The organism is Polaromonas sp. (assembly GCF_043778355.1).
Taxonomy (GTDB): domain Bacteria; phylum Pseudomonadota; class Gammaproteobacteria; order Burkholderiales; family Burkholderiaceae_C; genus Polaromonas.
On record NZ_JAYWHI010000102.1, the window covers coordinates 1 to 18,905 of the forward strand.

Below are 18,905 nucleotides of genomic sequence, written 5' to 3' on the forward strand. Positions count from 1 at the left end.
CCGGGCACCACGGCCTGCCCGGTGGCGTTGAAGGCGCCGATGCAGACGGCAATGGCAGCCAGGCCGAGGCCGGTTTTGGCAAGTATTTTTCGCATGGAATTCTCCTGGAGGTTATGGTCAGCGGACGCAGGTCATTGGCAAGATGAGTAAGGATCACAGAAAAAACGCGGCCTTGCAACAAGGGTATCGCTGATCAATTCCCTGGGCGCGTCATGCCGCAATCGGCAAGTTGTGTTCGGCGCTTCGTCAAGGCCGCACGCCAGGGGTTTCACCGGGTAAACCTTTGGCGCGCATCGCCAGGTACAGCTCCAGTTCCAGCAATTCCTGCGAACCGTAGGCAAACGGTTCGGCACGTACGCCGCTCATGCAGCCGCGCAGGCGCCGCTGTAGCGAGCCGAGTGTCTGCCACTCCAGCCGGTAGACCGGATAGCCGGTGGGGTGGGCCTGGGGGATCAAGCTGCTGCCGAGACGGCCACCGGCGTTGTTGTCGTGGCACTGGGCACAGGACAGGTTGAGCTGGCCCATGCGCTGCATGAATCGCTGCTCCCCCAGTTTGCGAAAAGGTGAGAGCCGCTCGTCGTCGGGCGGCGCGAGCGGCAAACCGCGTGACTGGAAGGCGACATAGGTCTCCAGGCTCAGCAGTTCCTGGCTTTCAGCGCGCAAGGGTGCGGCTTGCTGGTGGTGCTGGCGGCATTGGTTGATGCGCTGGCCAAGGGTGAGGGGCCGCGACAGCCGATCATCAAACGCCGGGTATCGCGCCGCGACGCCGCGCATGCTGCTGCTCGCTGCGGCATGGCAGGCCACGCAGGCTTTGCCGCTTTGGCCAACGGGCTGGCTCCACAGCGCTTCTCCTTCCTTGACCCACAACATGGCGGGATTGAGGGCATCGTCCTTTTGCATGGCCTGGGTCGATGGCCTCATGAAGTCGAAGCCCGAACGGCGCGTGTCCATGCCAGCCGGGGTTTGCGCGAAGGCGCCAGAGCCTGTGGCCAGCAGGACTAGCACAATCAGCCCGCCATGTCCTGCCACCCTCATGCGGTGACGGTGAGATTCAGGTTTTCCGTCTGCGAAAAACCCTTGTCACCTTCCCAGGTCAGCGCCAGCGTGCCACTGTCTGTGGCGACAGTGTGGAAGGCGACATAGGGATTGGCCGCGACGGCGGAGAACAACTCGGCGCTGAAGACCAACTCGCCGTTGTAGCGGCAACTCACGCGCCGGATGGTGTCGCGCGGCACGAGTTTTCCGTCGTCACCAGGACGAAAACCGGTTTCCATCGGATGGGCGATGGTGGTGCGGATCTCGATCACCTCACCGCGTTTGGCGGTGGATGGTGCGTTGATGAGTGTGCGTGCCATCAGGGATCGCCTTCGATGCACGCCGCCAAGGTCACGATCACGTTGACCGTGTGCGACCAGAAGCTGCCGTCACTCAGTTGCGCGACGGCGACCAGTTGCTGCGAGGTCGCGAGGCGGATGCGTGTGCTGACGCTGGCCTTGCCGGCACGCAGACCCAGCGTGAACTTCGCCACATCGCGCTGCGGGTTTTTCTCGTTGAAGATGGCAATCGCCCTGACATGGTCACCCGCCGTCATCGGGCTGTCCACCGTCACAGTCAGCGGCACGACGTTGCCGTTGTCGACCAGTTCGGCAATGTCCAGCCTGACCTTGCCGGGCCGCACCGGTGCGCCACCGGCATAACTCGCCACTGCGGCGGCCAGTGCATCAGTGCTTGCAGCGGCGGGACCCATGCGCACCCCGACGCTCAGCGCCGCAACGCCACCAAGTACCCGGCGCCGGGTAAGGGTTGGCAAAGCGGGGAGGGGCGGGTGGGGCTGCATGGACAGTTTTCAATCACGCAGGGTGCGCAGGAAGGCCACCACATCTTCAATCTGTTGAGCTGCCAGTACCGGCTGCCCCTGCCAGGCGACGCCCACGCGGTTCAGGCCATCGGTCTGGTAATAAGCCGGCATGAGGGTCTGCGGGTTCAGGCGCCGTGGGTCGACGATACGCAGGCGCAGCTGGCCTTCGGACCAGCGCGCGCCTGTGCCGCCCAGGTCGGGCGCCAGGTTGCCCTGGAAGCGTTCCTCGGGAAGCGGGCCGGCGTGGCACAACAGGCACAGGCCGGTTTGCCGGCTCGCCACAATGGCGCGGCCGCGCGCCGCATCGCCAGGAACGCCGCTCAGCGACTCGGGAATGGCATCACCAACGACGCGCAGAGGCGTCTGGCCAGCAAGCGGCTGCGCGGAGGCAAGGGCCGGCAGCAGCCCGGCTGCCAACACCAGGGTGGATACCCAGCCCGCTTGTGTCATGCCTTGAGGCTGTGGTTCTTCAGTGGCAGCTCGCGGATGCGTTTGCCGGTGGCGGCGAAGACGGCATTGAGCACGGCCGGTGCGGCCACCGCGATTGTCGGCTCACCGACGCCACCCCAGAACCCGCCCGACGCGACGATGATGGTTTCCACGGCTGGCATGTGCTGCATCTGCACCACCGGGTAGGTGCTGAAGTTGTCCTGCTCGATCCGGCCGTCTTTCTGCGTGCATTCGCCGAACAGCGCGGCTGACAGTCCGTAGGCGAATGAGCCTTCGACCTGCGCTTCGATTTGCTGCGGATTGACCGCGTAGCCAGGGTCGGTAGCGGCAACGATGCGGTGGATTTTCAGCGTGCCTTCCTTGTCCACCGAGACCTCGGCGCAGGCCGCGACATAACTGCCAAAACCCATGGTCTGCGCCAGCCCGCGGTAGACCTTCTGGCCGCGCACATCCGGTGGCGGCACATCCCAACGCACCCGTTCAGCCACCGCGTTCAGAACCGCCAGGTGTTTGGGGTGACTGGCCATCAGCTTGCGGCGCAACGCCAGCGGGTCCTGCTGCGTTGCCGCAGCGACCTCGTCCAGAAAACACTCCAGGTAAATGGTGTTCTGGTTCAGGTTGACGCCGCGCCAGAAGCCCGGCGGCACACTCGGGTTGCGCATCGCGTGGTCGATCAGCAGGTTGGGAAAGCTGTAACCGATGGAGGCTTCCGGCCCCGGCGCGTTCAGGCCCTGGAACTGCACCGGATCCAGTCCGTTGCGGATGTTCTGCGGAAATACGCCCGCCAGGATGGACTGCCCCGAGATACGCATGTGCAGCGCCGTGATATTGCCCTGTGCGTCCAGCCCGGCCTGCAACTTGCACTGGGTGACCGGGTGGTAACGGCCGTGCAGCATGTCTTCCTCGCGCGACCACAGCAGCTTGACGGGCACGCCTGGCATCTGTTTGGCGATGTCTACCGCCTGGCGCACCCAGTCGTGTACCGCACCGCGCCGGCCGAAGCCGCCACCGAGGTGGATCTTGTAGACCTCGCATTTCGACGCAGGCAGGCCGGCGGCCTCCGAGGTGGCGGCCAGTGCCGCTTCACCGTTCTGGGTCGGTGTCCAGACCTCGCAGCGCTCGGGTGTCCAGCGCGCCGTCGCGTTCATGGGCTCCATGGTGGCGTGGTTCTGGTGCGGGTAGGCGTAGACAGCTTCGATGCGACGCGCGGCCGAGGCCAGCGCGGCCTTGGCGTCACCGTTCTGGTTGCCGACCACTGCATCGGGCGCATCGAGCCCGGCCTTGAGCATCTGCGCCACGGTGGCGCTCGAATTGGCGACGTTCGGCCCGTTGTCCCATTCGATGGGCAGGGCGTCGAGTGCGGTCTTGGCGCGCCACCAGGTGTCGGCCACCACGGCCACCGCGCTGTCACCGACACGCAGCACCTTCTTCACGCCGGGGCGTTTCTCGATGGCGGCAGCGTTAAAGCTTTTGAGCTTGCCGCCGAAGACCGGGCAGTCCTTGATGGCTGCGTTGAGCAGGCCCGGCATCTTCAGATCGGCGCCGTAGATCTGCCGGCCGGTGACCTTGTCAAGGGTGTCCAGCCGGGCCAGGCGCTTGCCCACAAGCTTCCAGTCCTTCGGGTCCTTCAGGGTGACCTCAACTGGCGCCTTGAGTTTGCCGGCGGCGACGGCCACCTTGCCATAGGTCGTGGTGCGACCGCTGGGCGTGTGCGTGATGACGCTGGCGGCTGCGCTGCATTCAGACACCGGTACTTTCCATTCATCGGCGGCCGCCTGTACCAGCATCAACCGCGCCGTGGCGCCGCCCTTGCGCACATAGTCGTGCGACTCGCGGATGCCGCGGCTGCCGCCGGTGGAGAAGTTGCCCCAGGCGCGATTGCGCGCGAGGTTCTGGCCGGGCGTCGGGTATTCGGTGGTCACCTTGGCCCAGTTGCACTCGAGCTCTTCTGCGACGAGTTGCGCCAGCCCGGTGAGGGTGCCTTGTCCCATCTCGGAGCGGGCGATGCGGATAATCACCGTGTCATCGGCGTTGACCACCACCCAGGCGTTTATTTCTGGTGAAGGGCTGGTCTGCGCCAGCGCCTGACCCGCAAGCGGGATGTGGAAAGCCACAACCAGACCCGCCGAGGCGGAGGCGGCGAGGAAGCTGCGGCGGCTCAGGGCGTCCGCAGGCAGGGGAAGAATCTCCGAGGGTGCCAGGGCCTGCTGCTTCATGTTGTGCTCCCGTCGGTGTGCTGGATCGCCAGCGCGGCAGTTTTGGTGTCGCCGCCGGCTGCCACCACCTTGATGGCTGCACGCACCCGGTTGTAGGTGCCGCAGCGGCAGATGTTGGTCATGGTCTGGTCTATGTCGGCATCGGTGGGGTTGGGCGTGGTTTTGAGCAAAGCCGCTGCCGCCATGATCATGCCGCACTGGCAGTAGCCGCACTGCGGAACATCCAGCGCGGCCCAGGCTTTTTGCACCGGGTGTGAGCCGTCGCGTGACAGTCCCTCGATCGTCACAATTTTCTGGTTGGCGCGTACGCTTGAGACCGGCCGCACGCAACTGCGTGTGACCACGCCATCGATATGCACGGCGCAGGCACCACACTGCGCGATGCCACAACCGTACTTGGTGCCGGTGAGTCCGAGCTGCTCCCGGATCACCCAGAGCAGCGGGGTGTCACCCTCCGCCTGAAACTCCCTCACGCTGCCGTTGACGTTCAGTTTGGCCATGCTTGCGCTCCTGTTTTTTCAGAGTGTGGATCCATAACCCCGGCAGATGGTAGCGCTGGCATGATGCCCGTCGCACCTCCCGGAGCTATACCTGAGTAAAGTGCTGACTGGCATGGATCAAGGGTGACAATTCGCCGCCATCGACGTGCCTGTGGCCAGCCAACAAGGTTCTGACCATCCAGTTGATTCCACCTTGCGGAACAGAACGCGTCGCCAAGGTGCCAGCGTGACTTGTTTAAGGGGTTTTTTGGGGGCAAACCCGCTAGGCGCATCACTGCGCGGCGTCCCAGAATGGAGCTACCCTTTGGAGAAACCATGCCTGATACCGCTTCCCTGCGCACCCTGTCGCGACGCCGCTTTAGTCTCGCCATCACGGCCGGTGCCGCCACTGTGTGCGCGCCCTTGCTGGCACAGCCGGCCTGGCCTAACAAGCCGATTCGCATCATCGTGCCTTACACACCGGGCGGCTTCACCGACCAGATGGCGCGCCTGGTTCAAGTGGGCCTGCAAAACCGCCTGCAGCAAACCGTGACCATCGACAACAAGCCTGGCGCCAACAGCATCATCGGGGTGGACTTGCTGGCCAAGGCGCCGGCCGACGGCAGTACCTTTGCGGTGGTCATCGCCGCCTATGCCGCCAACACCACCCTGTACCCCAAGCTGCCCTATGACCCGCGCAAAGACCTGACCGGCGTGTCGCTGATGGGGGTGTCTCCGCTGCTGGCTGCCGTCAACAACGACGCACCTTTTAAAACCGCGAAGCAACTGATCGACTATGCCCGCGCCAACCCCGGCAAGATCAGCTTTGGCTCTTCAGGCAATGGTTCGGCCGCGCACCTGAGCAGTGAGTTGCTCAAGGCCATCACCAAAACCTACATGGTGCACATTCCCTATCGCGGCGCGGTGCCCGCGCTGACAGATTTGATCGGCGGGCAGATCCAGCTTTTCTTTGACGCTCCCACCGGCCTGATCAACCAGGGCAAGGCCGGCAAGGTCCGCCTGATCGGCGTGGCCAGTGACCGCCGCTTGCCAGCCGTGCCGGATGTGCCGACCTTTATCGAGCAGGGTTTCGCGGGCTTTACCGGCAGCACCTGGGCCGGCATGCTGGCGCCCGCAGCGACGCCCAAAGACATCGTCAAACGCATGTCGGACGAGGTGGGGCGCATCATCCGCAGCGACGAGATACGCGCGCGGCTGGACGCCATGGGCACCTTTGGGGCCGGTGGCACGCCTGAGGAATTTGATGCGTTTATTGCCCTGGAGACCACCAAGTGGGCCAAGGTTATCCGCGAGGCGGGGGTCAAGGCGGAATGAGCGTTGAGGCCCGCAGGGCCTGAAAGCAGCCGCTACAGCGACTTTGGCGCTTTATTCACCGGAGGTATTGGTGGGCAGGCCACCGTGCACGCGGCGTGCGCCGTCAAACCGGCGCGCCCAGTAGGCGACGCCCATGCTCTCGACGCGGACTTCAGCGCCGGGTTTGGGTGCGTGGATAAATTTGCCGTCACCGACATAAATGCCCACGTGGCTGAAGGCCCGCTTCATGGTGTTGAAAAATACCAGGTCACCGGGCTGCAGTTCCGTCCGGTCAATGTTCTGGGTGGCGGCCGCTTGCTGCTCGGCGCGCCGCGGCAGGATCAGGCCGACGGTTTGTTCATAGATGGCTTTGACAAAACCGCTGCAGTCCACGCCGCTTTCCGCCGAGTTGCCGCCGCGGCGGTAAGGCACGCCAAGAAACCCCATGGCGTTGATGACCAGTTCGGACGCCCTGTGGCCGACCGACTGGCGTACCTGGTCGATCCGGTTGAGCAGGCCTTTGTCGGCCAGGAATTTGTCCATGTCGTCGCCGGAATGACCGGGGCTGGCTTGCGCCGTGGCGGCAAGCAGAAGGCTGGTGACGAGCAGGGTGAAACGCATGGGCGCAAGAGTACTTGAAGGACCAGTCCTACGTCAAGCTAAAGTTTTTTCTAGCTTGCGTTGTTAAGCCATTGATTTGTAACGATATAAAACAAATCGTATATTTTTCGGTGAACCCACGCCAGCCAGATGGGGACGGAAGTCGACCCTGCCAGCTTGCGTGAAGGCTGGCATATTGGCTGTTCTTTCCCCGCCATGTGTCGGGCCTGAGTCAACGCTTTGAATTGAGAGTGAAATATGCCTTCTGCCCATAAGGGACGTGCGCAAGCAGCTATGATTTTGATAGCGTTTTTGGGGACTGTCGGGTTCAGTCAGACCCAGGCGCAAGGCGTGCGTCCCGAGGTGCTTGCCAGTGGTCTTCAGAACCCCTGGGCGGTGGCTTTTTTACCGCAAGGCCGCTTTCTGGTGACCGAGCGCCCTGGCCGCATGCGGGTGGTCGAGGCCGATGGCCCGGTCGGTCCGGCTTTGCCGGGATTGCCTGCGATTGATGCCGGCGGGCAGGGCGGCCTGCTCGACGTCATAGCCGATTCGGATGTTGCGGCCAACCGGCGGGTCTACTTTTGTTACTCGGAGGCTGCGGCGTCGGGCGGTAACAGCACGGCACTGGCCAGCGCTACCCTGGCGCCTGACAATTCGCGGCTTGAAGATGTCAAGGTGATCTTCAGCCAGAAACCCAAGTTTTCGAGCAGTGCACATTTTGGCTGCCGGATTGTCGAGGGCCGCAAAGACGGCAAAACCGACGGCACGCTGTTCCTGACGCTGGGGGACCGCTATTCGCGCATGCAGGACGCGCAAAAACTCGACAACCACCACGGCAAGGTGGTCCGCATCAACAAAGACGGCAGCGTTCCCAAAGACAACCCCTTTGTCGGCCGGGCCGGCGCGCTGCCCGAAATCTGGAGTTACGGCCACCGCAACATGCAGGGCGCGACGTTGTCGCCCGACGGCAGTTACTGGACGCATGAACACGGGCCGCAGGGCGGCGATGAGATCAACCTGCCGCAGCCTGGGCGCAACTACGGCTGGCCGGTCATCACCTACGGCGAGAACTACGGTGGCGGCAAAATGGGGGAGGGCATCAACGCCAAAACCGGCCTGGAGCAGCCGCTGCATCATTGGGTACCGTCGATTGCGCCCTCGGGCATGGCGTTTTTGAGCAGCGACAAGTACGGCAAGACCTGGCAGGGCAACTTGTTTGTCGGCTCCCTGAAGTTCGGCTATCTCAACCGCATCGAGCTGGAACAGCCCTTCAAGGGCAAGGTGGTGCGCGAACACAGACTGCTGGAGGGTGGTGGTCGCGTTCGGGATGTGCGCCAGGGCCCGGACGGCCTGCTGTATGTGCTGACCGACAGCCCGCAGGGCCGACTGCTGCGTCTGCAGCCGCAGTAAATGAAGGGAGCGCCTGGCCTGCGTCGATAGAATGGCTGCTTTTCCCGACCAGAGTGAGCCGCGTGTCCGAACGATCCGAAGTCCTGTTGCAATACCTTCTGCCCAAACGGGCGATCACCGAGTTCGGCCGCCATATCGCGTCCATGCGGGGCGGTGCGATCACCACCCGCATCATCCGCTGGTTCATAGGCAAGTACGGCGTCAACATGGCCGAGGCGGCCAATCCGGACATCGGCAGCTATGCGAGCTTCAACGACTTTTTCACACGGGCCCTCAAACCCGGCGCCCGGCCACTGGCAACCGCCGACCTGATCTGCCCGGTGGACGGTGCCATCAGCCAGTTTGGCGCCATCGCTGGCGATCAGATTTTTCAGGCCAAAGGCCACCACTACTCGACCACCGCCCTGGTCGGCGGCGACCGCGAACTGGCCGCGCGTTTTGATGGTGGCAGCTTTGCCACGATCTACCTCAGCCCCAAGGACTACCACCGCATCCACATGCCGGCCGACGGCCGCTTGAGCCGCATGATTTATGTGCCCGGTGAGCTGTTTTCGGTCAACCCGGCCACAGCGCGCGGTGTGCCGGGCCTTTTTGCACGCAATGAGCGGGTGGTTTGTGTGTTCGAGTCGGCGCGCGGCCCTTTTGTGCTGGTGCTGGTCGGAGCCACCATCGTTGGCAGCATGGCGACGGTCTGGCACGGTGTCGTCAATCCGCCAAGAACGCGCGCGGTGCGTGACTGGCTTTATGACGCCGAGCCGGTGGCGTTGCGGCAAGGCGACGAGATGGGGCGCTTTCTGCTCGGCTCCACCGTCGTGCTGCTGTTCCCGCAAGGTCCCTGCCACTTCAACCCAGCCTGGGCGCCGGGCGCGGCGGTGCGGCTGGGTGAGGCCATGGCCCGTCTGGCCGACTGATTGCCGGCTTGCTTCTCTGCTATCCATTGAATAGCAGCTTGCGCCCGACCGGCATGGCCTGCATGCGCTTTCGACCTCGTATCTGGATTCTGGACCGGCGCTTGCGACAGGCCTACTGAATCTTCATCCATTTCCTACAAGTGAGACCCAGCGGCCTGCCTAAGCTTTTCAGCTAGACCCGACTGCTCGCATCCTGCGAAATGCCCCTGGTCTGCACTGGAGCACCTGTGGCCAAGGAATTTTTTACCGAAGGCGGCGATTTCCCGCTATCCCCTGACCTGTTTTCAGCCCCCATCGATGCGGCCCCCGTCGATGGCCACGATCCGCTTGCCCTTCACCGCGGGCTGGCCCATTTCAACCGGCAGCGGGTGGCTGTCGCAACGCCCAGCAGCGACTGGCGAGCGCACCTGCGTGCCGAACTGGTCTGGCGCAGCGCTGAAGGCGAGTATCTTGAAAATCTGCGCGCCACCGTCGCGCCCCTGTTGCCACCGGCCGGCTTGAATGCCCAGGCCTTCGTGCGCTGGTTTGAAGGTATTGCGCAAACCGGCCCCGGCCAGCAGCACCCTTTGTTTGACTGGCTGGCGCACACAGCGACTTATCAGGATATGTGCTGGTTTTTGACCCAGGAAGCGGCCGGTGAAGCCGGCTTTGACGATTTGCTGGCTTACACCCAGGTCCAGCTCCCCAGCCGTCCCAAGCTTGAGCTGGCCCGCAACTACTGGGATGAAATGGGCCATGGCAAACCGAAGGCCATGCATGGCGCCATGCTGGCCAATGTGGTGACCGAACTTGGGCTGGACCCGCGCATCGACAGCACCGAATGGCCAGCGCTGGCGCTGGCCAACACCATGCTGGGCATGGCTGCGTCGCGCCGCTACACCTACCACTCGATTGGCGCGCTGGGCGCTATTGAATTGACCGCACCCACACGCGTCAAGCAGGTGTCGAACGGCATGCGGCGCCTCGGGATGAGCGGGCGCGTTCGCGCCTACTTTGATCTGCACGCCGTGCTTGATGTACATCATTCGCAGGCCTGGAATGCAGAAGTGATCGCGCCCCTGGTCGAAGCGGACCCCGCGTGCGGGCGTTTTATTGCCGAAGGTGCGCTGATGCGGCTGTTGTGCGGACAACGCTGTTTTGACTGTTATTCGGACAAGCTTGTCCCGAGGCATTGACACTGATGCGCGAATCCCCAGCGGCCTTCGACGCAGCGCTGAAGGCCTTACTGCAACATCTGCGAGAACAGGCCTACGAATTCATCACGGTCTCCCCGCTTACACATGCACACGTGCTGGTCAACCGTCAGGGTACTGCGGCGGGTAACCCGCGCGATATTTTTGGCTGGTCGCTCAGTTTCCCTGAAGCGGCTCTGCCCGCCGACCTGCTCGAACTGCTGCTGCTGCAAGGCCTGGTGGTGCGCGAGGAGGCGCTGTACCGCAGCCGCGTCAGGGTATCGAGTTTTGACGGTGACCTGTTTGTGCATTCAGCGTTCCCCACGCTGGCCAACGATGCCGTTTTCTTTGGCCCGGACACCTACCGTTTTCTGAACCTGATCCGCGATCACCTGCCCGTGGCCGCCGCAGACAAGCCACTGCGTATCGCCGATGTGGGATGCGGAAGCGGCGCGGGCGGCATCATCGCGGCACGTTTGCGCGTGGGCGCGCAGATCACGCTCAACGACATCAACCCGCTGGCCCTGCGTTACGCCGGCATCAACGCGGCCTCGGCGGGTGTGGAGGTGGACCTTGCACCCGGCGATGTGCTGTCCGCCGTTACTGGCGACTTTGATGTGGTGCTGTCGAACCCGCCTTACCTTGAAGACGACGCCCAGCGTGCTTACCGTCATGGCGGTGGTGATCTGGGCCGCGCGCTGAGCGTGAAGATCGGCGCCCAGGCCCTGCAGCGGCTGCGGCCCGGCGGACGGCTGATCCTGTACACCGGCGTTGCGATTGTGGACGGCGTTGACCATTTCATCCGGGAGATGGAGCCGCATCTGGGGCAGGCGGGCTGTACGTATACCTACGCCGAAATAGACCCCGATGTCTTCGGCGAAGAGCTGGAACGGGCGGTTTACCGGCATGCGGACCGGATTGCGGCGGTCGGACTGGTCGCCGTGAAGTCATGAAATATCTTGAATGAACATCAAAGGAGCGTTATGCGCAAGCCATCAGACCCCTCCAGGGAATTGAAAGCCGTCAAAACAGACGATGATGCCGGTTCACAAACCAGTCACGCCGGCGCGCTGACTGTCAAAGCCTGGCCATTTGCACCGGGCTCACAACTGGGCAAACAGGTGGCCAAGCCGTGGTCCCCGAAGACGTCCTACCGCTTTAATCAGCGCTGATGTCGTGGCTCGTCGCGGCGCCTGCGGATTCGGCGCCCGGTCGGGGATAGAAGACTATTTTCGCGTTGCGCTCGCGCTTGAAGTGCCGGGATCTGGCCGGGCAGCGAGTGCCTTTAGCTGGCGCGCCTACACTTTGGGACCAAGTGGAGCTCAGATGCGGGTAAAAGATAAAGATCACAGCAGTCATGGAGGGCATCGCGCGCTCAAGGTTTTTCTGGTGGAAGACAACGTGGTGCTGCGCAACATCATTGTGGATGCGCTGCGCGACATTGCGTCAATAGAAGTCCTGTTTTATGCAGACAACGAGGTCGCTGCCACCAATTGGTTGTCGTCCAACGACAGCGCCTGGGACCTCGCGGTGGTGGACCTGCATCTCAAAAAGGGCAGCGGCGTCGGGGCGCTGAGCTGGTGCACCACGCGCCGGCCCGGGCAGCGGGTGGTGGTTCTGAGTGGGGAACTGACCGATGACCTGCGCCAGAAGTGCCTGGCCTTGCGCGCCGATGCGGTGTTCGACAAAGGCACCGAGATGGATGATTTTCTCAGCTACTGCAAGTCATTGGCTGGCTGAGCGGCCCGGTGCCATCGCCTAAACTTGGCGCTCGCGTCGCGCTGGGACGGCGCTTCACTCTTTCTGGAGACCGGCATGACCGTCTTATTTCGCGAGCAATTGCTCGCAGCCTCCGAACAAGCGGCCTACCCTGCTGAAAAAATAACTGACCCTCAAACCGGTGAGGAGTCGCTGGACCCGGCATCTGCCGCATCGATTGCGCAGGTGTTCGACCTGTTTGGTATTTCTGCGCTGACCCCGGACGATGAGGACTTTGACCGCGTGATCAACACCACCTGCACCCTGGCCGTCGAAGTGGCGGCGCATGTGCAGGCGCTGGACGATGTGGCAGGCGTGCTGGATGCGCTGGAAGACGCGGCCGATTGGCACCCCGACTACCGTGCCTATGTCGGCGCCTTGTGGCACGGTGACCGCGAAGGCATCGCCCAGGCCGCTGGCCGGTTGCAACTGGCAGGCGGCATTCCCAATGGCTCCTTGCCGCTGGACCAGGGCCCGCTGGCCTGATTGCGCATCCTCACCGCTATCATGGTTTCATGATCCCAACTGCGCGCGAGGCTTCTTCGCTTTCACTGCTCAACCGCAGAGCCCGCGACTGGCTGGTGGGTTGGTGGCGCCTGCTTTACCTCGGCGCGATGATCCTGGTGCTGGCCATGTCGCCCTCGAGTTATGGACGCCCCCACCGCCGTGTGCTGGCCCAGCACATCTACCACAACACCGCGCCGAACCTGCTCGGCTTCACGCTGATGTGCGCGCTGATCACCGTGGTCATCACGCGTATCGTGATCGTGACCGCCATCAGTTACGGCTTGTCGCAGTACGCGCTGCAGGTGGTGATCCGGGTGCTGGTGCTGGAGCTGATTCCGCTGACGGCGGCGATGTTTGTGGCGCTGCGCTGCGCCATTGCCAGCGGTGTCGAGCTGTCGCAGATGCGCCGCGCCGGTACGCTTGAAGCGCTGCGGCAGCGCGGCGTGGACCCGATACGCCACGAGGTGCTGCCGCGCGTGACCGCGGGCATTTTCTCGACCATCACGCTGGCGGCGCTCAGTTGTGTGGTGGCGCTGGTGATGGCCTACCTGGCCGTCTACGGCTTCACGCTGTCTGGTGTGGCTACCTACACGCGTCTGTTCGGCCAGGTGTTCAACCCCGAGGTCACGCTGATCTTTGTGCTCAAGACCCTGTTTTTCAGCCTGGTGGTGTCGTTGATTCCGATGGCTTCGGCCCTCTACGATCCGACCGAACTGCGCCTGCGCGCCAGCACCGAGCTGCGCATGCTGGTGCGCATGTTTGCTGTGATCCTGCTGATCGAGGTGTTGTCCCTGGTGGGCAACTATTATTGAAACCGCCGAGCCCTCCATGAAAAATCCCCCCCATGAGTGATCCCAAGGACACCATCGCCGGAAGCGGCAGACCGTTACCCGCGGACGAACTGGGTCAACTGCCTCCCGTGGCCAACCTGGAGTTCAAGGCGGTGCTGCTGCTGGTCTTCATGGCGGCGCTGGTGATCGGCTCGGCGCTGTATGTGCTGTATGCGCGCGGACTCTTTGAAAGCACGCAAAAACTGGTGCTGGTGTCCGAGGACTCCGAAGGCGTGGTGGTCGGCATGGACCTGACGTTTTCCGGTTTCCCAATTGGTCGCGTGCGCCGCATCGAGCTGGCCGACGACGGCAAGGCGCGCATCATCATTGACGTACCGACGCGCGACGCGCACTGGCTGCGCACCTCCAGCGTCTTCACGCTGGTGCGCGGCCTGGTCGGCAGCACCAACATCCGGGCCTACACCGGCCTGCTCAAAGACCCGCCACTGCCCGATGGGGCGGTGCGCGAGGTGCTGCGGGGCGACACCGGCGCTGAGGTGCCCAAGCTGATCGCCGCCGCCAAGGAGCTGATCGAAAACCTCAACAGCCTGACTGCCAGCGAAGGCGCGGTCGCGGCCAGCCTGGGCAATGTGCAGAAGCTGACCGAACGCCTGAACGGACCTGGCGGTGCGCTCAGCGTGTTGCTCGGCAACGAGGCCGAAGCCAAAAAACTGATCGCCACGCTGGACCGCACCAACGCCTTGCTGACCAAACTCGATGGCCTGGCCGCCAAGACCGACACCCAGGTGTTTGGCGCCAAGGGGGTCATGCCCGAAGCGCGCGCGACCGTGGTGCAACTCAATGCCTTGCTCGGGGAGGCGCGCACCAGCCTGAAAAAAGTTGATGCGGTGCTGGTCGAGGCCCAGGCCGTGGGCGCCAACGCCCGCGCGGCCACCGACGATCTCGGCACGCTGCGCGGTGAGGTCGAGTCCAGCCTGCGCAAGGTCGACGGCCTGATCAACGAGGTCAACCGCAAGTGGCCGTTTGCCCGCGACACGGAGATCAAGCTGCCATGAACGTCTTGACCAACATCTTCATGGCGGGGGCCATGCTGGCGCTCGCCGCCTGCAGCAGCGGCCCGAAACCGGCGGACTGGCAACTCGAAGCCAAAACCGCCGCAGAGCGCGGCGTGGCCGCTTATATGGAAGGCAATTCGCGCGTCGAAGCGGTGGAATTTGCGCGCGCCCTCAGCGAGGTCTCCAGCACCGGCCGCGTCGATCTGACAGCGCGCCTTGAGCTCCTGCGCTGCGCCAGCCGCACCGCCAGCCTGGTGTTTGCGCCCTGCGCCGGTTTCGAGCGCCTGCGCGCCGATGCACCGGCGGCCGAGCGTGCTTATGCCGACTACCTGGCCGGCCGGCTGCAGCCGCAGGACCTGGCGCTGTTGCCTACGACGCAGCGCGCAGCGGCGACGGGGGATGCCGCCGCCGTGAAGGCCATCGCCGATCCGCTGTCGCAACTGGTGGCCGCAGCGGTCCTGTTTCAGCGCGGGCAGGCCAGTCCAGCTATCTTGCAGCAGGCGGTGGACACCGCGTCCAGCCAGGGCTGGCGTCGCCCCTTGCTGGCCTGGTTGGGCGTGCAGGCGCAGCTGGCGGACAAGGCTGGCGATGTCGAAGCAGCAGCGCGCCTGCGCCGCCGCATGATCTTGGTGGAGCCGGTCAAAACCGGCGCCGCAGGACCGCGGCCTTGAGCGCGCCGCCGACCGAACCCGGCCGCTGGGCCATCGCCGTCGCAGGCCTGCTGGCGCTGGCGACGGCCATGGGCATAGGCCGTTTTGCCTTCACGCCGCTGCTCCCCATGATGCTCAGCGATGGCGTGGTGGACCTGCCCACGGCGAGCTGGCTGGCCAGCGCCAATTATTTCGGTTACCTGGTGGGGGCCTTGCTGTGCACCTTCCAGCCCTGGATCTGGAAACGCCTGCCATTTTTGCCGCAGGTCGCCGGCCCGCGCTGGGTGCGTATCGGCCTGGTCGCCACCGCCGTGTTGACTCTTGGCATGGCGCTGCAAGTGCCCGCCGCCTGGCCGCTGCTGCGTTTTGCCGCTGGTGTGGCCAGCGCCCTGGTGTTTGTCTACACCTCGGGCTGGTGCCTGTCGCAACTGGCCCGGCGCAACGCCCCGATGATGGGCGGGGTGATTTACGCCGGACCAGGCGCTGGCATTGCGCTCAGCGGCCTGTTTGCCAGCGGCATGGTGGCGCTGCAGTGGCGGGCGTCTGCCGGCTGGCTGATTTTTGGCGTGCTGGCGGCGCTGCTCACGGCTTTTGTCTGGCGCACCTTCCAGGAGCCGGGCGGGCAGGGCGCCGGTGGTGCCCCCGTGCCCACAACGGCCTTGCGCACTGACGCCCCGGCGGGCCGCAACCAGATACTGCTGTTGGCAGCGGCTTACGGTCTGGCGGGCTTCGGCTACATCATCACCGCGACCTTTTTGCCAGTGATTGCGCGCGAAGCGATGCCGGGCTCGGTCTGGATTGATTTTTTCTGGCCCATCTTCGGCCTGGGCGTGATCACCGGCGCTTTGCTCGCCACGCGTATTCCGGCCACGGGCGACTACCGCTACCTGCTGGCCGCTTGTTACTTCGTGCAGGCGCTGGGCATTGCAGCCAGTGTGTTTATCCCGACGCTGGCTGGTTTTGCCATCGGCAGCCTGCTGCTGGGTATTCCGTTCACCGCCATCACCTTTTTTGCGATGCAGGAGGTGCGGCGCCTGCGGCCGGCTGCCGCTGCCACTTATATGGGCTTGCTGACGGCCGTCTACGGCATCGGGCAGATCGCCGGGCCGCCCATGGTGGCGATGCTGCTGCGCAACAGCCGCAGTGTGGGCGAGGGCTTTACCCTGTCACTCGAAATCGCCGCTGCCACCTTGCTGGCCGGCGCGCTGATGTATCTGTGGATGGTCAGCGCCTACCCGGTGGCGGGCAGGCGTGCTTCGGCCCAATAAGGGAATTGCGCCGATATTTCAAGATAAATCGGGCGTCAGCCCTTGCCCACTGGGCGTAGACAGCTATCAAAAATAGAGCATCAGGCGGCTGGTCTGGCAATCAGCACCGGCCGCAGCAACTGCGCCAGCTCGGTGCCCTCGATCACGCGGATCTGGTGACTGGCGGCGAAAGCGCGCGCCTTGTCGGTGACTTCGCCGGTGCTCACACAAATGCAACTGCTGGCATCCCGCGCGCTGCGCGCCGCCTCCAGCGCCTGAAAGACCTCCAGCCCGAGGCGCGCGGCTTTCCAGCGTTTGGCGTTCAGCAGCAGGGTGCGTCCGCCCTTGAACAGCTCGAAGTCGGCCGCAGCGTTTTCCAGACGTTTGGCCTCGAAACCTTCGCGCACCAGCGCTTGCTCCAGTGCCGACGAAAATTCCCGCCACGGCATGGCGTTGATCTGTGCCAGCGTGGCCTCCACGTGGGCGGTGCTGGGCGCGTTCAATTGCCGCCACAGCGTGATCAGGGAAATCACCACAAACGGAAAACCGCCCAGGGCGCCGAACAAAAAGTACTCGGGCGGAAGCAGCGCTTTGGATGCCAGCGCGATGACGCCGGCAATCGACAGGCTGATCCACCAGGAGGAACGCAGCAAGACGGCGAACAGTGACTTTTCAGCCATTTTGAATTTCAAGATAGTCCTTTCAGGCAGAGCGGTGTTTGTATCACGCCGTGCAGCGCTGCCGCCTGCGGTCCTCCCTGCAAACTGGTATGCTTCGAAAATGATAGCTGCTCGCGCTTATGGTCATTGGGCTACAGGTCTTTTTTCTTCAGAATTTCGGACGTATTGCCAGCGATGAGCAGTGAGCAGAACGACCCTGCACGTCGGCGTGCCACGCTGGCCCTGGGCCTGGCGCTGTTGCTGGTGGTGATCTGGGGCATCAACTTCTCGCTGCAGAAGTTTGTCTTCAACGTGGTTGGCCCCGGCGGCTTCCTGTTTGCGCATTACCTGATCATGCCGGCCTGCGCGCTGGCCCTGCTGCTGTGGCGCTACGGCTGGCATTTTCCGAAACTCACGCGGCGCGATGTCTGGGAACTGGCGCGCCTGGGCGTCGCCGGGCATTTTTTGCATGTGGGCATGGTGACCTATGGCATTCACTGGTCTACCGCGTTTTCCAGCTCGCTGATCCTGGCCTGCGGTCCGATCTTCACGCTGCTGATCCTGCGCCTCATGGGACTGGAGCCATTGCACAAGGCGCAAATTGCCGGCGTAGCGGTCGCGTTTGCGGGCGTGCTGATTTTTCTGTCCGACAAGCTGCTGGGCGGGCAGTGGCTGGCCACCGGCGGTGATCTGTTTTTGCTGGTGGCTGCGAGCTTCTTCTCTTACTACACCGTGGCGGCCAAGCCGTTGATCGAGCGCCACGGCGGCGTACTCACCATGGCCTACGCGACCCTGCTGGGCAGTGTGCCGGTCGTGGTGTTCGCCTCGCCTGCGGGCCTGACAGCGCCCTGGGGCGATGCTTCGCTGGTGGTCTGGCTGGCGCTGGTCTGGTCGGTCACGGTGTCGGCCTTTCTGGGCTGGCTGCTCTGGGGCTGGGTCAACGCGGTGCGCGGCGTGGCCCGCACCGCGCCGCTGATGTATCTGATGCCGCCGGTGGCCGGCCTGGTGGCCTGGCTGTTTGCCGGCGAACAGTACACCGGCATCAAGCTGGCCGGTGCCGCGCTGACGCTGGTGGGTGTGGCGCTGGCGCAGTTCACCGGGCGGCGCCAGACACTGGCGCGCGCCGCGCCTGCGCCGGTGGACTGACCTTGCGGCGGCCAGGACAAAGCGATTCATCCATACTGCCTGCACCCTTAGTTGCCGGTTCACACGCCTCTCATGACCAAACCCTCGTTCGATAAAAACAAACTCAAATTCCTGCTGCTCGAGGGCATCCACCCTTCAGCGATTGCCGTGCTGCGCGACGCGGGCTACACCCAGATCGAAAGCCTGCCCGGCGCACTGGAGGGGGACGAGCTCAAGGCAAAAATCGCCGATGCGCATTTTGTCGGTATCCGCTCACGCACCCAGCTCACGGCCGATGTGTTGGCGCATGCGGGCAAGCTCGCTGCGGTCGGCTGTTTCTGCATCGGTACCAACCAGGTGGACCTGCAGGCGGCACGCGAGCGTGGCATCGCGGTGTTCAACGCGCCGTTTTCCAACACGCGTTCGGTCGCCGAACTGGTGCTGGCCGAGGCGATTTTGCTGCTGCGCGGCATTCCCGAAAAAAGCGCGGCTGCGCATCGTGGCGGCTGGCTCAAGTCAGCCGACAACGCCTTCGAGATCCGCGGCAAGACCCTGGGCATCGTCGGTTACGGCTCCATCGGCACACAACTCTCGGTGCTGGCCGAAAACCTCGGCATGCAGGTGGTGTTTTTTGATGTGGTGACCAAGCTGCCGCTGGGCAATGCGCGGCAGGTCGGCAAGCTGCACGATCTGCTGGCGCAGG

Annotated in this window: 22 protein-coding genes; 14 read left to right on the plus strand and 8 right to left on the minus strand. The window is 63.9% G+C overall.

The genetic code is table 11. From position 1 onward, the window contains the following. Positions 1–246: 246 nt before the first annotated feature. The 6 genes from soxA to ACH2CW_RS15015 are packed head-to-tail and all read right to left on the minus strand — an operon-like array spanning position 247 to position 5,024. Positions 247–1,035 (minus strand): sulfur oxidation c-type cytochrome SoxA, encoded by a 789-nt coding sequence (soxA, locus tag ACH2CW_RS14990; protein ID WP_395059552.1) that lies wholly within the window; start codon positions 1,033–1,035, stop codon positions 247–249. Beyond that, a complete protein-coding gene (gene soxZ, locus ACH2CW_RS14995) occupies positions 1,032–1,355 on the minus strand; it encodes a thiosulfate oxidation carrier complex protein SoxZ (RefSeq protein WP_395059553.1) in 324 nt (107 codons plus the stop codon). Before soxZ ends, soxA begins: the two co-directional genes overlap by 4 nt. Next, positions 1,355–1,810 carry a SoxY-related AACIE arm protein gene (locus tag ACH2CW_RS15000; RefSeq protein ID WP_395059555.1) on the minus strand — a complete coding sequence of 152 codons (456 nt, stop codon included), beginning with the start codon at positions 1,808–1,810 and terminating at the stop codon, positions 1,355–1,357. Before ACH2CW_RS15000 ends, soxZ begins: the two co-directional genes overlap by 1 nt. A gap of 36 nt (positions 1,811–1,846) precedes the next feature. Beyond that, entirely contained in the window at positions 1,847–2,308 is a 462-nt protein-coding gene (gene soxX, locus ACH2CW_RS15005) for a sulfur oxidation c-type cytochrome SoxX (protein WP_395059557.1), read from the minus strand. After that, positions 2,305–4,524 (minus strand): molybdopterin cofactor-binding domain-containing protein, encoded by a 2,220-nt coding sequence (locus ACH2CW_RS15010; protein WP_395059559.1) that lies wholly within the window; start codon positions 4,522–4,524, stop codon positions 2,305–2,307. Before ACH2CW_RS15010 ends, soxX begins: the two co-directional genes overlap by 4 nt. After that, the gene (locus ACH2CW_RS15015) at positions 4,521–5,024 is read right to left on the minus strand and encodes a (2Fe-2S)-binding protein (protein WP_395059561.1); all 504 of its coding nucleotides are present in this window, start codon (positions 5,022–5,024) and stop codon (positions 4,521–4,523) included. The genes ACH2CW_RS15010 and ACH2CW_RS15015 overlap by 4 nt, the downstream gene beginning before the upstream one ends. Positions 5,025–5,339: 315 nt before the next feature. Between ACH2CW_RS15015 and ACH2CW_RS15020 the strand changes: the two genes are divergently transcribed. Continuing rightward, on the plus strand, positions 5,340–6,338 hold the full coding sequence (locus ACH2CW_RS15020; RefSeq protein ID WP_395059563.1) for a tripartite tricarboxylate transporter substrate binding protein: 999 nt from the start codon (positions 5,340–5,342) through the stop codon (positions 6,336–6,338). 51 nt (positions 6,339–6,389) lie between these two features. Here the strand turns inward: ACH2CW_RS15020 and ACH2CW_RS15025 are convergent, their stop codons facing one another. Continuing rightward, a complete protein-coding gene (locus ACH2CW_RS15025; protein ID WP_395059565.1) occupies positions 6,390–6,938 on the minus strand; it encodes a C40 family peptidase in 549 nt (182 codons plus the stop codon). A 273-nt stretch (positions 6,939–7,211) separates the two neighbouring features. Between ACH2CW_RS15025 and ACH2CW_RS15030 the strand changes: the two genes are divergently transcribed. The 11 genes from ACH2CW_RS15030 to ACH2CW_RS15080 all read left to right on the plus strand — a co-directional run bounded on the left by ACH2CW_RS15030 (position 7,212) and on the right by ACH2CW_RS15080 (position 16,439). Further along, positions 7,212–8,327, plus strand: a complete 1,116-nt coding sequence (locus ACH2CW_RS15030) for a PQQ-dependent sugar dehydrogenase (protein WP_395059592.1) — start codon at positions 7,212–7,214, stop codon at positions 8,325–8,327. Positions 8,328–8,389: 62 nt separating this feature from the next. After that, a complete protein-coding gene (gene asd / locus ACH2CW_RS15035; RefSeq protein ID WP_395059567.1) occupies positions 8,390–9,238 on the plus strand; it encodes an archaetidylserine decarboxylase in 849 nt (282 codons plus the stop codon). Between the two features lie 227 nt (positions 9,239–9,465). Beyond that, complete coding sequence (locus ACH2CW_RS15040; protein ID WP_395059569.1) at positions 9,466–10,413, plus strand: iron-containing redox enzyme family protein; 948 nt, start codon at positions 9,466–9,468, stop codon at positions 10,411–10,413. A 5-nt stretch (positions 10,414–10,418) separates the two neighbouring features. Then, entirely contained in the window at positions 10,419–11,363 is a 945-nt protein-coding gene (locus ACH2CW_RS15045; protein WP_395059571.1) for a methyltransferase, read from the plus strand. Positions 11,364–11,369: 6 nt separating this feature from the next. Next, complete coding sequence (locus tag ACH2CW_RS15050) at positions 11,370–11,582, plus strand: hypothetical protein (protein WP_395059573.1); 213 nt, start codon at positions 11,370–11,372, stop codon at positions 11,580–11,582. A gap of 154 nt (positions 11,583–11,736) precedes the next feature. Next, on the plus strand, positions 11,737–12,150 hold the full coding sequence (locus ACH2CW_RS15055) for a response regulator (protein ID WP_395059575.1): 414 nt from the start codon (positions 11,737–11,739) through the stop codon (positions 12,148–12,150). Between the two features lie 75 nt (positions 12,151–12,225). After that, positions 12,226–12,654 (plus strand): hypothetical protein, encoded by a 429-nt coding sequence (locus ACH2CW_RS15060; protein WP_395059577.1) that lies wholly within the window; start codon positions 12,226–12,228, stop codon positions 12,652–12,654. 29 nt (positions 12,655–12,683) lie between these two features. After that, complete coding sequence (locus ACH2CW_RS15065; RefSeq protein WP_395059579.1) at positions 12,684–13,487, plus strand: MlaE family ABC transporter permease; 804 nt, start codon at positions 12,684–12,686, stop codon at positions 13,485–13,487. A gap of 32 nt (positions 13,488–13,519) precedes the next feature. Further along, on the plus strand, positions 13,520–14,521 hold the full coding sequence (locus ACH2CW_RS15070) for an MlaD family protein (protein WP_395059581.1): 1,002 nt from the start codon (positions 13,520–13,522) through the stop codon (positions 14,519–14,521). Beyond that, positions 14,518–15,192, plus strand: a complete 675-nt coding sequence (locus ACH2CW_RS15075; protein WP_395059583.1) for a hypothetical protein — start codon at positions 14,518–14,520, stop codon at positions 15,190–15,192. Before ACH2CW_RS15070 ends, ACH2CW_RS15075 begins: the two co-directional genes overlap by 4 nt. Then, positions 15,189–16,439, plus strand: coding sequence for a YbfB/YjiJ family MFS transporter (locus tag ACH2CW_RS15080; protein ID WP_395059585.1), 1,251 nt, complete (start codon positions 15,189–15,191; stop codon positions 16,437–16,439). The genes ACH2CW_RS15075 and ACH2CW_RS15080 overlap by 4 nt, the downstream gene beginning before the upstream one ends. Positions 16,440–16,519: 80 nt before the next feature. Here ACH2CW_RS15080 and ACH2CW_RS15085 read toward each other — a convergent pair whose 3' ends face one another. After that, positions 16,520–17,098: a restriction endonuclease gene (locus tag ACH2CW_RS15085; protein WP_395059586.1), complete on the minus strand. Its 579-nt coding sequence runs from the start codon at positions 17,096–17,098 to the stop codon at positions 16,520–16,522. 174 nt (positions 17,099–17,272) lie between these two features. Here ACH2CW_RS15085 and ACH2CW_RS15090 point away from each other — a divergent pair, with 174 nt between their 5' ends. Beyond that, complete coding sequence (locus tag ACH2CW_RS15090; RefSeq protein ID WP_395059588.1) at positions 17,273–18,223, plus strand: DMT family transporter; 951 nt, start codon at positions 17,273–17,275, stop codon at positions 18,221–18,223. A 72-nt stretch (positions 18,224–18,295) separates the two neighbouring features. Beyond that, positions 18,296–18,905, plus strand: a 610-nt coding sequence (locus ACH2CW_RS15095) for an NAD(P)-dependent oxidoreductase (protein ID WP_395059590.1), incomplete at its 3' end; no start/stop codon positions are given.